The following is a 16,558-nucleotide window of genomic DNA, read 5'->3' on the forward strand; positions in this document are numbered from 1 at the left end:
GATCACCGCGATCGGGAATCCTGCATACCGCACTGACTGTCATCACGTTTCGCGATGGGCGCGGGTAGGGTCGGGGGCATGTACGACCCCTCGCAGCTGCGTACGTTCCTCGCGGTGGCCCAGACGCTGAGCTTCACGCAGGCAGCCCGCCGCCTCGGCCTGCGCCAGTCCACCGTCAGCCAGCATGTGCGGCGCCTGGAGGACGCCACGGGGCGGACCCTGTTCACCCGCGACACGCACACCGTGGAGCTCACGGAGGACGGCGAGGCGATGCTCGGCTTCGCGCGCCGGATCCTGGAGGTGCACGAGCAGGCGTCGGCGTTCTTCACGGGCACGCGGCTGCGGGGACGGCTGCGCTTCGGGGCGTCGGAGGACTTCGTCCTGACCCGGCTCACCGAGATCCTGGAGGCGTTCCGGCACGACCACCCCGAGGTGGACCTGGAGCTGACGGTCGAGCTGTCCGGGACGCTGCACGAGCAGCTCGACGCGGGCAAGCTCGACCTGGTCCTCGCCAAGCGGCGCCCGGAGGACCCACGCGGCAAGTCCGTGTGGCACGACCGGCTGGTGTGGATCGGCGCCGAGCGGCTGCGCCTGGACCCGGACCGTCCGGTGCCGCTCATCGTGTACCCGCCGCCGGGCATCTCGCGGGCCCTGGCCCTCGAAGCCCTGGAGCGGCACGGCCGCGCCTGGCGCGTGGCCTGCACCAGCGGCAGCCTCAACGGCCTCATCGCCGCGGCCAGGGCGGGCCTCGGCGTGATGGCGCACTCGCGCGGCCTGATCCCGCCCGGCCTGGTCCGCGTACCCGAGCGGGCGGGGCTGCCGGAGCTGGGCGAGGTGGACTTCGTCCTGCTGCACGGGCCGCGGCACGCCGGCGCCCGGGGCGCGGCGCAGGCGCTGGCCCAGGCGATCCTCGACGGGGGCGACCGGCTGCACCGCAGCCGCTAGCGAACGGGCGGCTGGTACGTCAGCCGCTTGACCTTCCGCATGAACGGCGAGGCCTCCACGTGCTGGACGCCTTCGAGCCGGCCGAGCCTGCCGCGACCGCGGGCCCCTCGAACCTGGTCGCCACCGTCGTGACGCGGGACACCGCCGCCCTCTACGCGTACATCAGCGCGGCGCAGGCGATCTCCCGGTGCTCGGAGAGCGCGCGGCCGACGGAGTCCGGGGAGGCGGGCGCCGCCGTGATCCACAGCACGGCACCGTTGGTGAAGCCGACGCGCGCGGTGTCGTACTCGATGTCGATGCAGAGGGAGCTCGAGCCGATGTGCTGGTCACGTCCGCGATGCAGCACTCGCTGTCGCACGGCGCCGCGCACACGCTCGCGAGCGGCGGGGCGCGGGCTCCGGGCGGGGTGGTCCCGGAGCACGCGCTGCGGGTGGCCTTCGCGTCGGGACTGAACACGGCGTCCGTGGTCGCGGGCTGTGCGGCGCTCGTCGCGGGGGTGCTGGTCCTTGCGCTGGTGAGGGCGCCGCGGGCCGCCCACCGCGCTCCGGGAGCGACCACCTCCGCGGCCGCCGGGGACAGTCGTGGACCCTCCGTGGAGAAATCGGAAGCGACCAGTCCGCCCAAAAACCCCGCAGCGGACCCCCGGTAAGCACCCCGTACAGATTCCGTGGAGATTGCGCCACCGAAACTTACTGAACCGTAAGAATTCTGTCCCGCCCTTCCCCTTGTGGCCGTATTTCACCGGCTGACCAGTGCATATTCCGCGCGCTCCGGCCCATTTGGACCCCTCCCGCCGGGGCGCGCGGTGGGGTACCGTCACCGGCGCTGTGCGGGGCGCCACAAGGAGCAACATTGCGCGAGTTCACCAACCCCCCTCTGGCGTCGGCGCCGCCGGTGGGCGGCCTGGCCGACGCCGTGTTCGACCATGCCCTGGAGGATCCGCTGCGCGTCGCACTCGGCCGCAAGGACGATGCGGGCCGCTGGCGCGACGTGACCGCCGCCGAATTCCGTGACGAAGTGCTCGGGCTCGCCAAGGGGCTGCTCGCGCAGGGCGTCCGCTTCGGCGACCGCGTCGCGATCATGTCGAGGACCCGCTACGAGTGGACCCTCTTCGACTTCGCGCTGTGGACGATCGGCGCCCAGGTCGTGCCGATCTACCCGACGGCCTCCGCCGAGCAGGTCTTCTGGACCCTCCACGACGCGCAGGTGTCGGCCGCGATGGTGGAGCACGAGGACCACGCGATGACGATCGCCACCGTCATCGACCGCCTGCCCACCCTCAGCCGGATGTGGCAGCTGGACTCCGATCCCGTGCCCCGTCTCATCGAGTCCGGCGCCCACATCGACGACGAGGTGGTGCACCGCCATCGGCGTGCCGTCACCCCCGACGCCATCGCCACGATCATCTACACCTCGGGCACCACGGGCCGCCCCAAGGGCTGCGTCATCAGCCACGCGAACTTCATGTTCGAGTCGGACACGATGGTGAGCCGCTGGGAGCCGGTGTTCCACTCCAAGCGCGGCGACGAGGCCTCGACCCTGCTGTTCCTGCCGCTCGCGCACGTCTTCGGGCGCATGGTGCAGATCGCCACGATCCGCGGCGGCGTGAAGCTCGGCCACCAGCCGCAGCTCAACGCGGCGGCCCTGCTGCCCGACCTGCAGTCGTTCCGCCCGACGTTCATCCTCGCCGTGCCGTACATCTTCGAGAAGGTCTTCAACGCGGCCCGCCGCAAGGCCGAGAAGGACGGCAAGTCGGGTCCGTTCGACAAGGCCGTCGAGTGCGCGGTCAAGTACGCGGACGCGCAGGAGGCCAAGGCGTTCGGCACCGGCCCCGGACCGTCCGCGTCGCTGCGCATGCAGCACTCGATCTTCGACAAGCTCGTCTACTCCAAGGTCCGCGAGGCGATGGGCGGCCGCGTGCGGCACGCCATGTCGGGCGGCTCGGGCATGGACCGCCGCCTGGGCCTGTTCTTCGCGGGCGCCGGCGTCACGATCTACGAGGGGTACGGCCTCACCGAGTCCACGGCCGCGGCGACCGCGAACCCGCCGGAGCAGACCCGCTACGGCACGGTCGGCCAGGCCATCCCCGGCACGACGGTCCACATCGCCGACGACGGCGAGGTCTGGCTGTACGGCGGCAATGTGTTCCAGGGGTACCTCAACGACCCGAAGGCCACCGACGCCACCCTGCACGACGGCTGGCTGGCCACCGGCGACCTCGGCGCGCTCGACGACGACGGCTACCTGACGATCACCGGCCGCAAGAAGGAGATCCTCGTGACCTCCGGCGGCAAGAGCGTCTCGCCGCAGCAGCTGGAGGAGCGGGTGCGCGACCATCCGCTGGTCGCCCAGTGCATCGTCGTCGGCAACGACCGCCCGTACATCGCCGCGCTCGTCACGCTGGAGGCCGAGGCCGTCGAGCACTGGCTGAACATGCGGGGCAAGCCACCGCTGAAGCCCGCCCAGCTGGTCCACGACCCGGACCTGGAGACCGAGGTGCGCAGGGCCGTCGTGGCGGCCAACACCCTGGTCTCGCAGGCCGAGTCGATCCGCACGTTCCGGATACTGGCCTACCAGTTCACCGAGGAGCACGGGCTGCTCACGCCGTCCCTGAAGCTGAAGCGGAAGGCGATCGAGACGGCGTACGCGGAAGAGGTCGAGGCGCTGTACCGGGGCTGATCGCGCGCCGGTACGTTCCCCACGGTAACCCCGTCACAAGGCCCTGACCCGGCCGTGAACCGTTTCTGACGGTTCATCAATTATCGATGCGTCAGTTATTGACGGTTCATCAGGTCGCACACAGAATCACCCTCACCCGACGGAGGGGGTCCATCGTGTCGCGAACTGTCCGCACCATCACCGCCACTGTGGCGGCACTGCTGCTCGCCACCGCCTGCAACTCCGCGGCAACCAGCAACTCCCCCGACAGCAAGGGGAGTTCGGTACGCGGAGTGACGGATGACGCCATCAAGGTCGGCGGGATCGTCTCCATGACGACCGCCAGCGGCTACAGCAAGAAGGACACCGACCTCGGTGCGAGGGCCCGCTTCGCCCGCGCCAACGCCGAGGGCGGGATCAACGGCAGGAAGATCGACTACCTGGGCGCGGAGGACGACGGCCAGGACCCGGCCAAGAACCTCGCCGCGGCCCGCAAACTCGTCCAGCAGGACAAGGTGTTCGCGATCTCGCCGATGAGTTCGGTCACCTTCTCCGGCGCCGACTTCCTCCAGAAGCAGAAGGTCCCCACGTTCGGCTGGGGCACGATCCCGTCCTTCTGCGGACCCACCTACATCTACGGCTTCGGCGGCTGCATGGTCCCGATGCCCGGCGGCACCATCTCGCAGACCTGGCCCGAGGGCCTCAAGCAGGTCACGCACGGCGCCAAGGGGAAGACCGTCGCCATCCTCGCCAACGACAACGACGCGGGCACCTTCGCCATCCGCACCTACAAGCAGAGCTTCGCGTCCGCCGGATACAAGGTCACCTTCGCCAAGTCGTCCGTGCCCGCGACCTCGGTGCCGAGCGACTGGTCGGCGTACACCAAGGAGATCCTGCGCAGCGACGGCGGCAAGGCGCCCGACATCGTCGTCTCCGTCATGCAGACCCCGTACAACATCGGCCTGTTCACCGCCGTCAAGCGCTCCGGGTACCGCGGCGTCCTCACCGACCCGACCGACTACGACCCGGGGCTGCTCGCCAAGAGCGCGACGAAGGAGGCGCTCGACGGGGTGCACATCCTGCTGACCTTCGAGCCCTTCGAGACGCGCTCGGCGGCGATGAAGCAGTTCAAGGCGGACATCAAGAAGGCCTCGGGCGGGAAGGACGTGCCGCTCAACATGCACATGATGACCGGCTACATGTCCGCCGACCTGTTCCTCTCCATCGCGCAGAAGGCCGGCCGCAACCTCACCGTCGCCTCCTTCCAGAAGGCCGCGAACGGGTTCTCCGACACCGGCACGATGGTCGGCGACCGCGCCCTGCCCAAGGGGCAGAAGGAGTCGTTCGGCTGCGGTGCCCTCGTCCAGCTCAAGAACGGGGCGTACCGCGTCTCGTCACCCTTCAAGTGCTACGAGCCCATCCCGTTCAAGTAGGGGGCGCCCCGCATGTCCGACCTGCTGGCCTTCGTGCTGAGCGGGCTCGTGTCGGGTGCGCTGTACGCGCTCCTCGCCACCGGCCTCGTCCTGTCCTACTCGGCCTCCGGCCTCTTCAACTTCGCCCATGGCGCCACCGCCTACCTGTGCGCGCTCGCCTTCTACGAACTGCACTCCGGTCTCGGCTGGCCCGCCGTGCCGACCGCGCTCCTCCTCGTCTGTGTCGTATCTCCGTTGCTGGGCTGGGGACTTGACCGGCTGATGTTCCGCAAGCTGGCGCGCGTCGGCGAGACCGCGCAGATCGTCGCGACCATCGGCCTCCTCGTCGCGCTGCCCGCGCTCGGCCTGTGGGTGGTGGAACTGCTCGACGACGCGGGGGTGTCCGTCAAGCCCGCCGAGAACCAGTTCGGGCTGCCGGGCGTCGGCCCGAGCCCCGCGAAGAACTGGCAGCTGATGGACGGCGTCGGCATCGACTCCGACCAGCTGATCACCTGGGTGGCGACCGCCGCGGTCGCGCTCGGCCTGTGGATCCTCATGCGCCACACCACCCTCGGCCTGCGCCTGCGGGCCGCCGTCGACAACCGCTCACTCGTCGAACTGCGCGGCATGAGCGCCGACCGGCTCTCCACCGTGGCGTGGATGCTGTCGTCCGGGCTCGCGGGCCTCGCCGGCGTCCTCGCGGCCCCGCTGCTCGGCCTGTCCGCCCACGACTTCACCCTGTTCCTGTTCGTGTCGGCGACCGCCGCGGTCCTCGGGCGGTTCGCCTCCGTACCCCTCGCCTTCGCGGGCGGACTCGGCCTCGGCGTCCTGCAGAACCTCGTCGCCGGCTACTCCTCCTTCGCCGAACGCATCACGGGGTTCCACACCGCCGTCCCGTTCCTGATCCTCTTCGCCGGACTGCTGCTGCTCACCCGGCGACAGCGCACGGCGGGGACGGCCGCCGCCGACGCCCCGCCCGTCGACTACCTCGCGGGCCGCCCCTGGGTACGGAAGTGGGGGCCGTGGTCGGTGGCCGCCGTGCTGCTCGCGGCCGCCTTCTACACGGTGACGACCCCGTTCTGGAGCGGCATCCTCGCCCAGGGCCTCGCCCTCTCGCTCGTCTTCGTCTCCTTCACCGTCGTGACGGGGCTCGGAGCGATGGTGTCCCTCGCGCAGGCCACCTTCGTCACCGGCTCGGCGCTCGTGGCCGGGCTCCTGATGAGCCACGGCTGGCCGTTCATCGCGGCGGCTCTCGTGGGCACCTGTGTCGCGGCCGTCCTCGGGGCGCTCGTGGCGCTGCCCGCGCTGCGCCTCGGCGGCCGCACCCTCGCCCTCGCCACGCTCGCCCTCGCCTTCCTCGCCGACCAGGTCCTCTTCCAGATGGGGTGGTTGAGGAACGGCGACACCGGCTGGGAGATCCCGCGCCCCGTCTTCGGACCCGTCGACCTCGGCGACGACCGGGCGATGGGCGTCGCGATGGTCGTCCTGTGCGCGGCCGCCGTGGCCGCCCTCGGCGCACTGCGCAACTCCCCCTCGGGCCGCGCGATGCTCGCCGTGCGCTCGGCGCCCGCCGCGGCCATGGCCTCCGGCGTCTCCGTCATCCGCACCAAGCTCCTCCTCTTCACCCTCTCGGCCGGCCTCGCGGGCTTCGGGGGCGTGATGTACGCGTCGTACAACACCCGCATCACCGCTACCGACTTCACCGCGATGACGGGCCTGATCTGGCTCGCGGTGGTCGTCGCGGCAGGGGTACGGCGCCCGCAGTTCGCGGTCGTCGCGGGTCTCGTCTACGCGATCGTGCCGCACCTCGTCGCGGACTACGTCACGGACTCCGTCCATCTCCCGGTCGTCCTGTTCGGCCTGGCGGGCCTCGCACTCGCCAATGACCCGGACGGGTACTGCGCGGCCATCTCCATACGACGGCACAGGCACAGAAGTACGAAGACAGGAGCAGGGGTCCCTGTCTCCGGGGAAACGGGCCCGGCGCCGGCGGCCACGCCCGCTTCCGGAAGCGGCACCCCGCCGGCCCTCGAACTGCGCGACCTGCACGCCGGATACGACGGCGCGCCCGTCCTGCACGGAGTCGGCATCGCCGTCCACCCCGGCGAGATCGTCGCCCTCCTCGGCCCCAACGGCGCCGGGAAGTCCACGACGTGCCGCACCGCCGCCGGACTCCTCACTCCTCTGCGGGGGCAGGTGTACGTCGCCGGGCGGGACGTCACACGCGAGGGCCCCGTCCGCCGGGCGCGGGCCGGCGTACTCCTCGCCCCCGAAGGACGCGGCATCTTCCCCGCCCTCACCATCGAGGAGAACCTCACCCTGCACCTCCCCGACAAGCACGCGCGCGAGGCCGTGTACGAGCGCTTCGCCGGGCTCGCCGCCCGCCGCAACGTCACCGCGGGCGCACTCTCCGGCGGTGAACAGCAACTGCTCGCCCTCGCCCCGCTGCTCCAGGAGCCGCCCCGGGTCCTCATCGCCGACGAGCCGTCCCTCGGTCTCGCGCCACGCATCGTCGAGGACGTGTTCCGGCTGCTCACCGAACTCCGCGACGCCGGAACGGGGCTGCTCCTCGTCGAGGAGAAGGCCACCGAGATCCTCGGCGTCGCCGACACCGTCGCGTATCTCGACCGGGGCCACGTCTCGTGGTGCGGTCCGCGCGCCGACGTGCGCGCCGACCGGCTCACCGAGGCCTACCTGGGGCTCGCCGCGAGCGGGCCGGGCACGGCGCAGGACGCGGCAGAGGAAGGGGCGGTGCGGCCATGAGCGGAACCACGGGGGGACCCGTGCTCGAAGCGGCCGGGGTCGGCGTCCGGTTCGGGGGGATCCGCGCGCTCGACGGGGCCGGCGTGACGCTGCGCGCCGGCGAGGTGTGCGGCCTCATCGGCCCGAACGGCGCGGGCAAGACCACGTTCTTCGACGTCGTCTCCGGGATCCGGCGCCCCGACACGGGCCGTGTCCTCCTGGACGGCGAGGACATCACGCGACGCTCCCCCGTGTGGCGGGCCCGCCACGGGATGCGCCGCACGTTCCAGCGCCAGCAGCTCTTCGGCCAGCTCACGGTCGCGGACAACCTGCTGGTGGCGCAGGAGTGGCGGGGCGGCGGGGGCGGGCTCGCGGCCGACCTGCTGGCGGCGCCGACCAGGCGGACGTACGAGCGCCGGCGCCGCGAGCGGGCGTCGTCGATGCTGCGCGCGTGCGGCCTCGAAGCGCTGGCCGGGGAGTACGCGGGGGCGCTGCCCGTGGGCCAGGCACGCATGGTGGAACTGGCCCGGGCGGGGGTGGAGGGGGCGCGGGTGGTGCTGCTCGACGAGCCCGCGTCAGGAATGACAGATGATGAAATCTGTCAGCTGAAATCCGTCATCCGTCATCTGTCGGACCAACAGGGCTGCGCCGTGCTCCTCGTCGAGCACAACGTCGCCTTCGTCATGGACCTGTGCTCCCGCATCGTCGTGCTCGACCTCGGGACCGTGCTCGCCGAGGGCACCCCGGCGGCGGTGCGTGCCGACCCGGCCGTGCGGGACGCCTATCTCGGTTCCGCCGGGTGAGCGAGGCCTGGGGCGCGCCTGTGAACACGCCGTGAACGGGAATGCGTCCCGGGCCGTGATCGTTGACGATGGGAGTACCACCCGACAACGCGAAGGATCGAGAGCTCGTGAGCAAGGTCCCCCCGATCATCCTGAACAACGGCGTCGAGATGCCCCAGCTCGGTTTCGGCGTCTGGCAGGTGCCGGACGACGAGGCCGAGAAGGCTGTCGCGACGGCCCTGGAGGCCGGGTACCGCAGCATCGACACCGCCGCGATCTACGGCAACGAGGAGGGCACCGGCAAGGCCGTCGCCGCCTCCGGCATCGCCCGCGACAAGCTCTTCGTCACGACGAAGCTGTGGAACGCCGACCAGGGCTACGACGCGACGCTGCGCGCCTTCGACGCCTCCCTCGACAAGCTGGGCCTCGACTACCTCGATCTGTACCTGATCCACTGGCCGCTGCCCTCGAAGGACAGCTACCTCGACACGTACAAGGCCCTCGAGAAGATCTACGCGGACGGCCGGGCCAAGGCCATCGGTGTCTCCAACTTCCTTCCGGAGCACCTGGAGCGCCTCCTCGGCGAGACGTCGATCATCCCGGCGGTCAACCAGATCGAGCTGCACCCGCACCTCCAGCAGCGCGCCGCGCGCGAGTTCCACGCGGAGCAGGGCATCGCCACCGAGGCCTGGTCGCCGCTGGGTCAGGGCAAGGGCCTTCTCGAGGTCCCGGCGATCGTCGCCATCGCCCAGAAGCACGGGCGTACGCCGGCTCAGGTCGTGCTGCGCTGGCACGTCCAGCTCGGCAATGTCGTGATCCCCAAGTCCGTGACGCCGTCGCGGATCGTGGAGAACATCGACGTGTTCGACTTCGAGCTGGACGTCGAGGACATCGCGGCGATCAGCGCGCTCAACGAGGACCGTCGCCTGGGTCCCGACCCGGCGACGTTCGACGTGGCCTGACCGCTTCACGCGTACGGCTTCGTGTGCCCCGTCTCCGTCCGGAGGCGGGGCACACGCGTGTGGGGCCGGGCATCAGACACGGCCGTAGAGGGCGGCGAGCGCTTCGACCGTGGCCCGGATCCGGTGGCGCAGCTCGGCGGGTTCCAGGACCTCGATGCCGGCGCCCAGGCGCAGGAACTCGTCGTGGGCACGGTCGACGGACTCGATGGGGACGACCGCTCTGGTCCAGCCGTCGGGTTCCGGGCGGGCGGTGGCACGGGCCGCTTCGCGCAGGGCGGGGCCCGGCAGCCGGTCGGCGACGCCCGGGGCCAGGCGCACGAGGGCGTCGCCGCTGTGCAGCCGGCCGTGGAAGTCGTCCTGGTAGGCGCGCCAGTACGCGGCGAGGTCGAAGTCGGCGGGCCGCTCGAACTCCTCGTCGGTAGCGTGGAGTTGGAGGATCTGGTCGACGCGGTAGGTGCGGAGGTCTCCCGTTCCGGCGGAGGCGATCACGTACCAGCGGCCCGCCTTGAGTACGAGTCCGTACGGTTCGAGGCGGCGTTCGACGTCGGTGGGTGCGCGCCAGCGCCGGTAGCGGACGTGCAGGACCCGGCTGTTCCAGACGGCGGTGGCGACGGCCGGGAGGTGGGGGACGTCGTCCTCGTCGGCGTACCAGCCGGGGGCGTCGAGGTGGAAGCGCGCGCTGATGCGTTCGGAGTGGGTCCGCAGTTCGGCGGGGAGCGCGGCCCGTACCTTGAGCTGGGCGGCGGCGAGCACCGGGCCGAGGCCGAGTTCGGCGGCGGGTCCCGGCGCGCCGGCGAGGAAGAGGGCCTCGGCCTCGTCGGTGGTGAGGCCGGTGAGGCGGGTGCGGTAGCCGTCGATGAGCTGGTAGCCGCCGGCGTGCCCGGCGTCCCCGTGGAGCGGTACGCCCGCCGCGTGCAGGGCGTCGATGTCGCGGTACACGGTGCGTACGGAGACTTCCAGGGCGGCGGCGAGCTGGGCGGCGGTCATTCTGCCGCGGGTCTGGAGCAGCAGCAGGATGGACACCAGTCGGCTGGACTTCACTGACACAGGATGTCAGTGGAGCGGCCGTAGCTTCCAGCCATGGCTTTCGAGGAGAAACTGTTGTGGTCGCTGCCGCCCGTCGAGGTGGCGGGCCGGCGCGTCAAGCGCTATCACGTGAGCGCGGATCCGGCGGGGATCGCGCCGGAGGTGGAGAAGGCGGCGTACGCGATGCTGCCGGAGCTGCTTCCGGAGCCGGACGGGACGCCTGCGGCCACGTTCGTCGTGCTGCACCGCGGCGGTGACGACGGTGCGTACATCAACGCGTACAGCTGGGTGTGGGACAACGTTCTGCACTTCCGGGGCGCGGCGGCGGGGCAGCCGGTGATCGGCTGTCCCGACCGTGATCCGACGCGGTTCGTGATCCTCGATCTGCCGTGGATCGGCTGTGTGTGGGAGCTGCCGCCCGTGCTGCACGAACGCGACGCGTGGGTGCGGCACATGCTGGCCCCGAACGCCCCCGACCTCGGCGGGTATCTGGCCGATTCACTCACCGACGGCACCACGGGAGACCGCTGATGAGCACCGCGCACGACTTCGACTTCTTCTTCGGCGACTGGGACGTCGCCCACCGCAGGCGCACCGACTTCCTCGACGCGGACAGCTGCTGGGAGGAGTTCGCGGCGACAAGCCGCTGCTGGAGCCTGTTCGGCGGGGCGGCGAACATCGACGAGATGGACTGCCCCACGGAAGGCTTCAAGGGGCTCACGCTGCGGCTCTTCGACCACGCGGCCGGTACGTGGTCGCTGAACTGGTCGTCCAGCCGTACGGGCGTCCTGTTCCCGCCGGTCGTCGGCCACTTCGACGGGGACGGGCGGGGCGTCTTCGAGGGCGACGACACGCATGACGGCAAGGACGTCCGGGTGCGGTTCGTGTGGTCGGGGATCTCGGCGACGACGGCGCACTGGGAGCAGTTCTTCTCGGTGGACGGCGGCGACACATGGCTGTCGAACTGGACGATGGCGTTCACCCGTCACCGCTGACCCGTCATCGGTGGACGCCGCGCACTGATCTCGCGTCAGATGTGCCGCGTGAAGGCGTGCACGGTGAACTGCGGGTCCGCTCGCCTGACTTCGGGGTCGGGCAGCGCGGCGAGTCGGTCGGCGAGCGCGGTGCCCCCGGCCGCGTAAACTCTGCCGCGCCGCACGTCGTCGGCGAGGCGCCGCGGGGTGCGGCCCTGGCAGTGTCCGGGGAAGCGTGCCTCTCCGCTCGGCCGCAGTCCGTGGCCGGCGGCGTGGGCGGCGACCTGTGCGGCCGCGTCGGAGGGGAAGCGGCCTCGGTAGGGGGCCACGAGGGTGTCGATGTCACTGCCGACGTCGTGGGCGGCGGCCTTGTCGACGGTGGTCACCAGGACTCCGCCGGGCCGCAGGACGCGGGCGGCCTCGGCTATGACGGGGCGCGCGTCGGGCAGCAGGTGCAGCAGCCAGATCACGGTCACGACGTCCACGGAGGCGCTGCGGAACGGGAGTTGGCGGCTGTCGCCGCGGACGGCGGCCCCGTCGAGGCGGGGCGCCGCGGCGCGCAGCATGCCCGGGGCGAGATCGATGCCGACGGCGCGCAGGCCCGGCCTGGTGAGCCGCATGGTGACGAGCCCGGTGCCGCAGGCCAGGTCGAGGAGGGTGCGGGCGGTGGGCGGCACGAGGCCGAGCACGGCCTCGGCGGCGGACCGGGCGCGGGGTATGCCGCCGCGGGTCGCGTCGTAGACCGCGGCTTCCTTGTCGTAGTCCAGCACCGGCGGTCAGCGCGCGCCGTGGGTGGGGGCGATCTCCTGGACGCGCTGGGCGAGGCCGAAGTCGAGGTGGGTGAGGAGGCCGCCCACGCTGTGGGTGTTCACGGACACGTCGACCGAGTTGTAGCCGAGGGTCAGGTCGGAGTGGTGGTCGAGCTCGTCCTGGATCTGCGCGATGTGCACGACGAGGGCCGTGGCCGCGAAGTGGTTGGCCAGGCGGTAGGTGCGGGTGAGTCTGTCATCGGCCACGCTCCATCCGGGCAGCTCGGCGAGACGGTCCTCGATCTCCTTCTGGGACAGCGGCTCCACGGGCATGACCAGGTCCTTTCCCTGTGATGTGCGAGGAGATCCAGCGTCCCACAGGGATGGCGCCGCGCGCCCCTCGGCTACGGTCGTGTCATGTCGACTGCCACGCGTGCTCGCCAGTCCGGAATCGGTCCTCTGCTGCGGGAGTGGCGGGAACGGCGGCGGGTGAGCCAGCTGGAACTCGCCCTGCGCGCCGATTCGTCCGCCCGGCATCTCAGCTTCGTGGAAACGGGCAGGTCGCGGCCGAGCGAGGAGCTGGTCCTGCGGCTCGCAGAGCATCTGGACGTGCCGGTGCGGGAGCGCAACGCGCTGCTCCTCGCGGCGGGTTACGCGCCGCGGTTCGCGGAGACCCCGCTCGACGACCCGTCGATGGGGGCGCTGCGGGAGGGCCTGGACCGGCTCCTGCACGGCTATGAGCCGTATCCGGCGCTGGTCGTCGACGCGACGTACACGGTGGTCGCCGCCAATCGGGGCATCGCGATGCTGATGGAGGGGATTCCCGAGTCGCTGATGACCCCGCCGCTCAACGCGATGCGGCTCACCCTGCACCCGGAGGGCCTCGCGCCGCGGATCCGGAACCTGCGCGAGTGGCGGGGGCATCTCCTGGCGCAGATGGAGCGGCAGATCGCGCTGGACCGCTCGGAGGCGCTGCGCGCGGTGTACGACGAGGTCAAGGCGTATCCGGTGGCGGAGAGGGACGGGGGCGACGACGGTGAGGAGGGCGGTGAGGCGGTGCCGTACTTCGCGCTGCCGATGGTGATCGAGCACGACGGGCAGGTTTTGTCGTTCGTGTCGTCGATCTCGACGTTCAACACCCCGATGGACGTGACGGTGGCCGAGCTGGCCATCGAGACGTTCCTGCCCGCCGACCCGGCGACGGCGAAGTATCTGCGGTCGCTCGCACCGTAGTCGGTGGCCTCGTCACGGTAGTGGGCAGGCCACTCATCGCACTGGTACCGTTCACGCGGCTCGCGCACATGTTCAGTGCGCACAGTGCCGCGGCTGGGAGCGCACCGGCTCCCGAATCCGCTCGCCGCCCGGCACGTGGGGAGACGTGACGTGAGTGAACGGCGGCCCGCGCCGACCGTGGGTCAGGTGGTTCTGGGCAGACGTCTGCGGGAACTGCGGGAGTCGGCCGGGCTCAACCGCGACGAGGCCGCCCGCGCGCTGCGCGTCACCGGCGCGACGATACGCCGCATGGAGATGGCGGAGGTCGCCCTCAAGATCCCGTACGTACAGATGCTCCTGGAGCTGTACGGGGTGCCGGAGCAGGAGACCGAGGCCTTCGTCGGGCTCGCCGAGGAGGCGAATCTGCCGGGCTGGTGGCAGCGGTTCCACGACATCCTGCCCGACTGGTTCAGCCTGTACGTGAGCCTGGAGAGCGCGGCCGGGCTCATCAGGTCGTACGAGCCGCACTTCGTGCCGGGGCTGCTGCAGACGGAGGAGTACGCGCGGGCCGTCCTGGACGCGGGCACCGTCGGCCGCACCCGGCCCGGTGATCTCGAACGCCATGTGACGCTGCGCATGGCCCGGCAGGCGCTGCTGACCCGTGAGGACGCGCCCCATCTGTGGGTCGTGATGGACGAGACGGTGCTGCGCCGGCCGCCGGGCGGCCCCAAGGTGCTGCGCCATCAGCTCGACCGGCTCATCGAGGCGGCCGAGTTGCCTCAAGTGACGCTCCAGATAGCCGAGTTCGCGGCGGGCCCGCACCCGGGGACGTTCGGCCCGTTCACGCTGTTCCGGTTCCCGGTGCGCGAGCTGCCGGACATGGTCTTCAGCGAGTACGTCACGGGCGCGCTCTATCTGGACGGCCGGGCCGAGGTGGGCACCCATCTGGAGGTGCTCGACCACATCGCGGCGCAGGCGGCGTCCGCGGAGCGCACGGTGGAGCTGCTGCGGAAGAAGCGCGACGCGCTCTGACCCAGGACGCGTGGTGACCGCCGACCTGTGGTGACAGCGACGCATGGTGACCGCCGACGCCGGGTGACAGCAGTGCCGCGGGCCCGTCTCTGCGGGACCGCGGCACATGAAGGCTGCGTGTGCGCTCTCAGGCGAGCTTGGCCGTGAGGGTGATCGTGGTGCCGGTGAGCGCCTGGCTCACCGGGCAGTTCTTCTTGGCGTCCTCGGCCGCCGCGGTGAATCCGGCCTCGTCGAGCCCGGGCACCGTGCCCTCCACCGTGAGGTGAATGCCGGTGATGCCCTCGCCCGGCTGGAAGGTGACGTCCGCGGACGTGACGAGCTTGGTGGGCGGGTTGCCGCCGGTCGTCAGGCCGTTGGACAGGGCCATCGAGAAGCAGCTGGAGTGCGCGGCGGCGATCAGCTCCTCCGGGCTGGTCTTGCCGTTGGCCTGCTCGGCGCGGGAGGGCCAGGACACGGCCTGCCGGCCGATGCCGGACGAGTCGAAGGTGACGACTCCGCTCCCCTTGAGCAGATCGCCTTCCCACACGGTGTGCGCGGAGCGCGTGGTAGCCACGGTGATTCCCTTCAGTCGGGTGCCGGTTGGGGCGTTGGGCACCATCCGACCACACCCGGACCGCTTATGGCCGGAATGCGCACGGGGCACGGATCAGCCGGTGGTGTCCCCGGCGGTCCGCTTCTTGCGGGCCGCCATCCACGCGTAGACGAGGACTCCGACGAAGAGGAACAGGACGCCCTGGTAGACGGCCGCGTATCCGGCGCCGCCGACCAGCCACAGGGAGAAGCCGAACGCGGCGAGTGCGAGCACCATGTCGCGGGCCAGGCGCGGGCCGCTGACGCGGTGGCCCTGACCGGACAGCAGGAAGTAGATCTGGGCGGCGGTCGCGAGGAGGTAGGGGACGGTCGCGGTGAACGTGGTGACGAGGACGAGGGTCTCGAAGACCCCGGCCGAGCCCGCGGTGTAGTTGTAGACCGTCAGGAGCGACGCGAGGGTGACGGCGACGAGGACGCCGACGGTCGGGGTGCCGCGCTTCTTCTTGGTGAACACCGCGGGGAACAGGCCGTCCTTGGCGGCGGCGTACGGGGTCTGGGCGCTCAGGAGCGTCCAGCCGTTCAGGGCGCCGAGCATGGAGACGATCGCGGCGATCGCCACGGCGGTGCCGCCCCAGGTGCCGCCGAACATGGCGTTGACGGCGTCGGAGAGGGGCGCGCTGGAGTCGACGAGCCGGTCGTGGGCGACGGTCCCGAACACGGCGACCGTGCACAGCAGGTAGAGGAGGGCGGCGAGGCCCGTGCCGAGGACGGTGGCGCGGCCCACGTTGCGCTCGGGGTCGCGGACCTCGCCGGCGCTGACCGAGGCGGACTCGACGCCGAGGTAGCTGAAGAGGAGGATCGCGGCGGACGCGGAGACGGCGCCGAGCGGGGAGTCGCCGCTCGCCCGGAACGGTCCGAGGTTGTCGGCGTGGAAGAAGAACAGGCCGCCGACGGCGACGAGGAGCAGCGGCGCGAACTTCAGGACCGTCGACACGAGCTGCACCGCGCCGACGTAGCGGGTGCCCGCGAGGTTGGCGAGGGCGGGCAGCCACTGGACGGTGAGCGCGGCGACGATGGTCCAGAACCGGGAGCCGTGGAGGGGCAGGAGCACGTCGAGGTAGCCGACGGCGGCCACGGCGAGCGCCGCGTTCGACACCCAGGTGGTGATCCAGTACGACCAGGAGGCCAGGAATCCGGCGAAGTCGCCGAACGCCTCGCGTGCGTAGACGTACGGTCCGCCGGTCAGGGGATGGCGGCGGGCGAGGCGGCCGAAGACGAGCGCGAGCGCGATGGCTCCGACGGTCAGGACACCGAACGCGACGAGGCTGATGGTGCCGAAGGGGGCGACGGAGGCCGGGAGCAGGAAGATGCCGCCGCCGATGATGTTGCCCATCACGAGGGCGGTGGCGATGGGGAGCCCGAAGCGTCGGGCGTGCTTGCTGGGGAGCTCTTCGTGCTGCGGGGCCGGAGCCGGCTTCGTCACGGTTCCGGTGTGGGGCATGGGGTGGTGCGCCTCTCTCGTGCGGGCGCCGA

Annotated in this window: 16 protein-coding genes; 10 read left to right on the plus strand and 6 right to left on the minus strand. The window is 71.3% G+C overall.

All coding sequences use genetic code 11. From position 1 onward, the window contains the following. Window positions 1-78: 78 nt before the first annotated feature. Window positions 79-945, plus strand: a complete 867-nt coding sequence (locus OHO83_RS11945; protein WP_266675372.1) for a LysR substrate-binding domain-containing protein — start codon at window positions 79-81, stop codon at window positions 943-945. Window positions 946-1,096: 151 nt separating this feature from the next. Here OHO83_RS11945 and OHO83_RS11950 read toward each other — a convergent pair whose 3' ends face one another. Then, window positions 1,097-1,303 carry a hypothetical protein gene (locus tag OHO83_RS11950; RefSeq protein ID WP_266675371.1) on the minus strand — a complete coding sequence of 69 codons (207 nt, stop codon included), beginning with the start codon at window positions 1,301-1,303 and terminating at the stop codon, window positions 1,097-1,099. Window positions 1,304-1,797: 494 nt separating this feature from the next. Between OHO83_RS11950 and OHO83_RS11955 the strand changes: the two genes are divergently transcribed. From OHO83_RS11955 to OHO83_RS11975, 5 genes are all read left to right on the plus strand, one after another. Then, window positions 1,798-3,624, plus strand: coding sequence for an AMP-dependent synthetase/ligase (locus OHO83_RS11955; RefSeq protein WP_266675370.1), 1,827 nt, complete (start codon window positions 1,798-1,800; stop codon window positions 3,622-3,624). A gap of 155 nt (window positions 3,625-3,779) precedes the next feature. Then, on the plus strand, window positions 3,780-5,036 hold the full coding sequence (locus OHO83_RS11960) for an ABC transporter substrate-binding protein (protein WP_266675369.1): 1,257 nt from the start codon (window positions 3,780-3,782) through the stop codon (window positions 5,034-5,036). Window positions 5,037-5,048: 12 nt separating this feature from the next. Next, window positions 5,049-7,778, plus strand: a complete 2,730-nt coding sequence (locus tag OHO83_RS11965; RefSeq protein ID WP_330279426.1) for an ABC transporter permease subunit — start codon at window positions 5,049-5,051, stop codon at window positions 7,776-7,778. Beyond that, on the plus strand, window positions 7,775-8,560 hold the full coding sequence (locus tag OHO83_RS11970; protein WP_266675367.1) for an ABC transporter ATP-binding protein: 786 nt from the start codon (window positions 7,775-7,777) through the stop codon (window positions 8,558-8,560). Before OHO83_RS11965 ends, OHO83_RS11970 begins: the two co-directional genes overlap by 4 nt. A 68-nt stretch (window positions 8,561-8,628) precedes the next feature. Further along, the gene (locus OHO83_RS11975) at window positions 8,629-9,501 is read left to right on the plus strand and encodes an aldo/keto reductase (protein WP_323186953.1); all 873 of its coding nucleotides are present in this window, start codon (window positions 8,629-8,631) and stop codon (window positions 9,499-9,501) included. 72 nt (window positions 9,502-9,573) lie between these two features. On the opposite strand, the gene OHO83_RS11980 is transcribed toward OHO83_RS11975, so the two are convergent. Further along, entirely contained in the window at window positions 9,574-10,542 is a 969-nt protein-coding gene (locus OHO83_RS11980) for a helix-turn-helix transcriptional regulator (protein WP_330279427.1), read from the minus strand. A gap of 39 nt (window positions 10,543-10,581) precedes the next feature. Between OHO83_RS11980 and OHO83_RS11985 the strand changes: the two genes are divergently transcribed. After that, window positions 10,582-11,058 carry a hypothetical protein gene (locus OHO83_RS11985; protein ID WP_266675365.1) on the plus strand — a complete coding sequence of 159 codons (477 nt, stop codon included), beginning with the start codon at window positions 10,582-10,584 and terminating at the stop codon, window positions 11,056-11,058. Continuing rightward, entirely contained in the window at window positions 11,058-11,522 is a 465-nt protein-coding gene (locus tag OHO83_RS11990; RefSeq protein WP_329433433.1) for a hypothetical protein, read from the plus strand. The genes OHO83_RS11985 and OHO83_RS11990 overlap by 1 nt, the downstream gene beginning before the upstream one ends. Before the next feature lie 35 nt (window positions 11,523-11,557). On the opposite strand, the gene OHO83_RS11995 is transcribed toward OHO83_RS11990, so the two are convergent. Next, window positions 11,558-12,271: a class I SAM-dependent methyltransferase gene (locus OHO83_RS11995; RefSeq protein WP_266675363.1), complete on the minus strand. Its 714-nt coding sequence runs from the start codon at window positions 12,269-12,271 to the stop codon at window positions 11,558-11,560. A gap of 6 nt (window positions 12,272-12,277) precedes the next feature. Further along, window positions 12,278-12,583: a 4a-hydroxytetrahydrobiopterin dehydratase gene (locus tag OHO83_RS12000; RefSeq protein WP_266675362.1), complete on the minus strand. Its 306-nt coding sequence runs from the start codon at window positions 12,581-12,583 to the stop codon at window positions 12,278-12,280. An 84-nt stretch (window positions 12,584-12,667) separates the two neighbouring features. On the opposite strand from OHO83_RS12000, the gene OHO83_RS12005 reads away from it, so the two are divergent. Continuing rightward, on the plus strand, window positions 12,668-13,483 hold the full coding sequence (locus OHO83_RS12005; protein WP_266675361.1) for a helix-turn-helix domain-containing protein: 816 nt from the start codon (window positions 12,668-12,670) through the stop codon (window positions 13,481-13,483). Between the two features lie 150 nt (window positions 13,484-13,633). Then, entirely contained in the window at window positions 13,634-14,494 is an 861-nt protein-coding gene (locus OHO83_RS12010; RefSeq protein WP_266675360.1) for a helix-turn-helix domain-containing protein, read from the plus strand. Between the two features lie 127 nt (window positions 14,495-14,621). On the opposite strand, the gene OHO83_RS12015 is transcribed toward OHO83_RS12010, so the two are convergent. Continuing rightward, the gene (locus OHO83_RS12015; protein WP_266675359.1) at window positions 14,622-15,047 is read right to left on the minus strand and encodes an OsmC family protein; all 426 of its coding nucleotides are present in this window, start codon (window positions 15,045-15,047) and stop codon (window positions 14,622-14,624) included. A 93-nt stretch (window positions 15,048-15,140) separates the two neighbouring features. Continuing rightward, window positions 15,141-16,526, minus strand: coding sequence for an amino acid permease (locus tag OHO83_RS12020; RefSeq protein WP_330279428.1), 1,386 nt, complete (start codon window positions 16,524-16,526; stop codon window positions 15,141-15,143). Between the last annotated feature and the right edge of the window lie 32 nt (window positions 16,527-16,558).

It is taken from the genome of Streptomyces sp. NBC_00569, assembly GCF_036345255.1.
GTDB lineage: Bacteria > Actinomycetota > Actinomycetes > Streptomycetales > Streptomycetaceae > Streptomyces.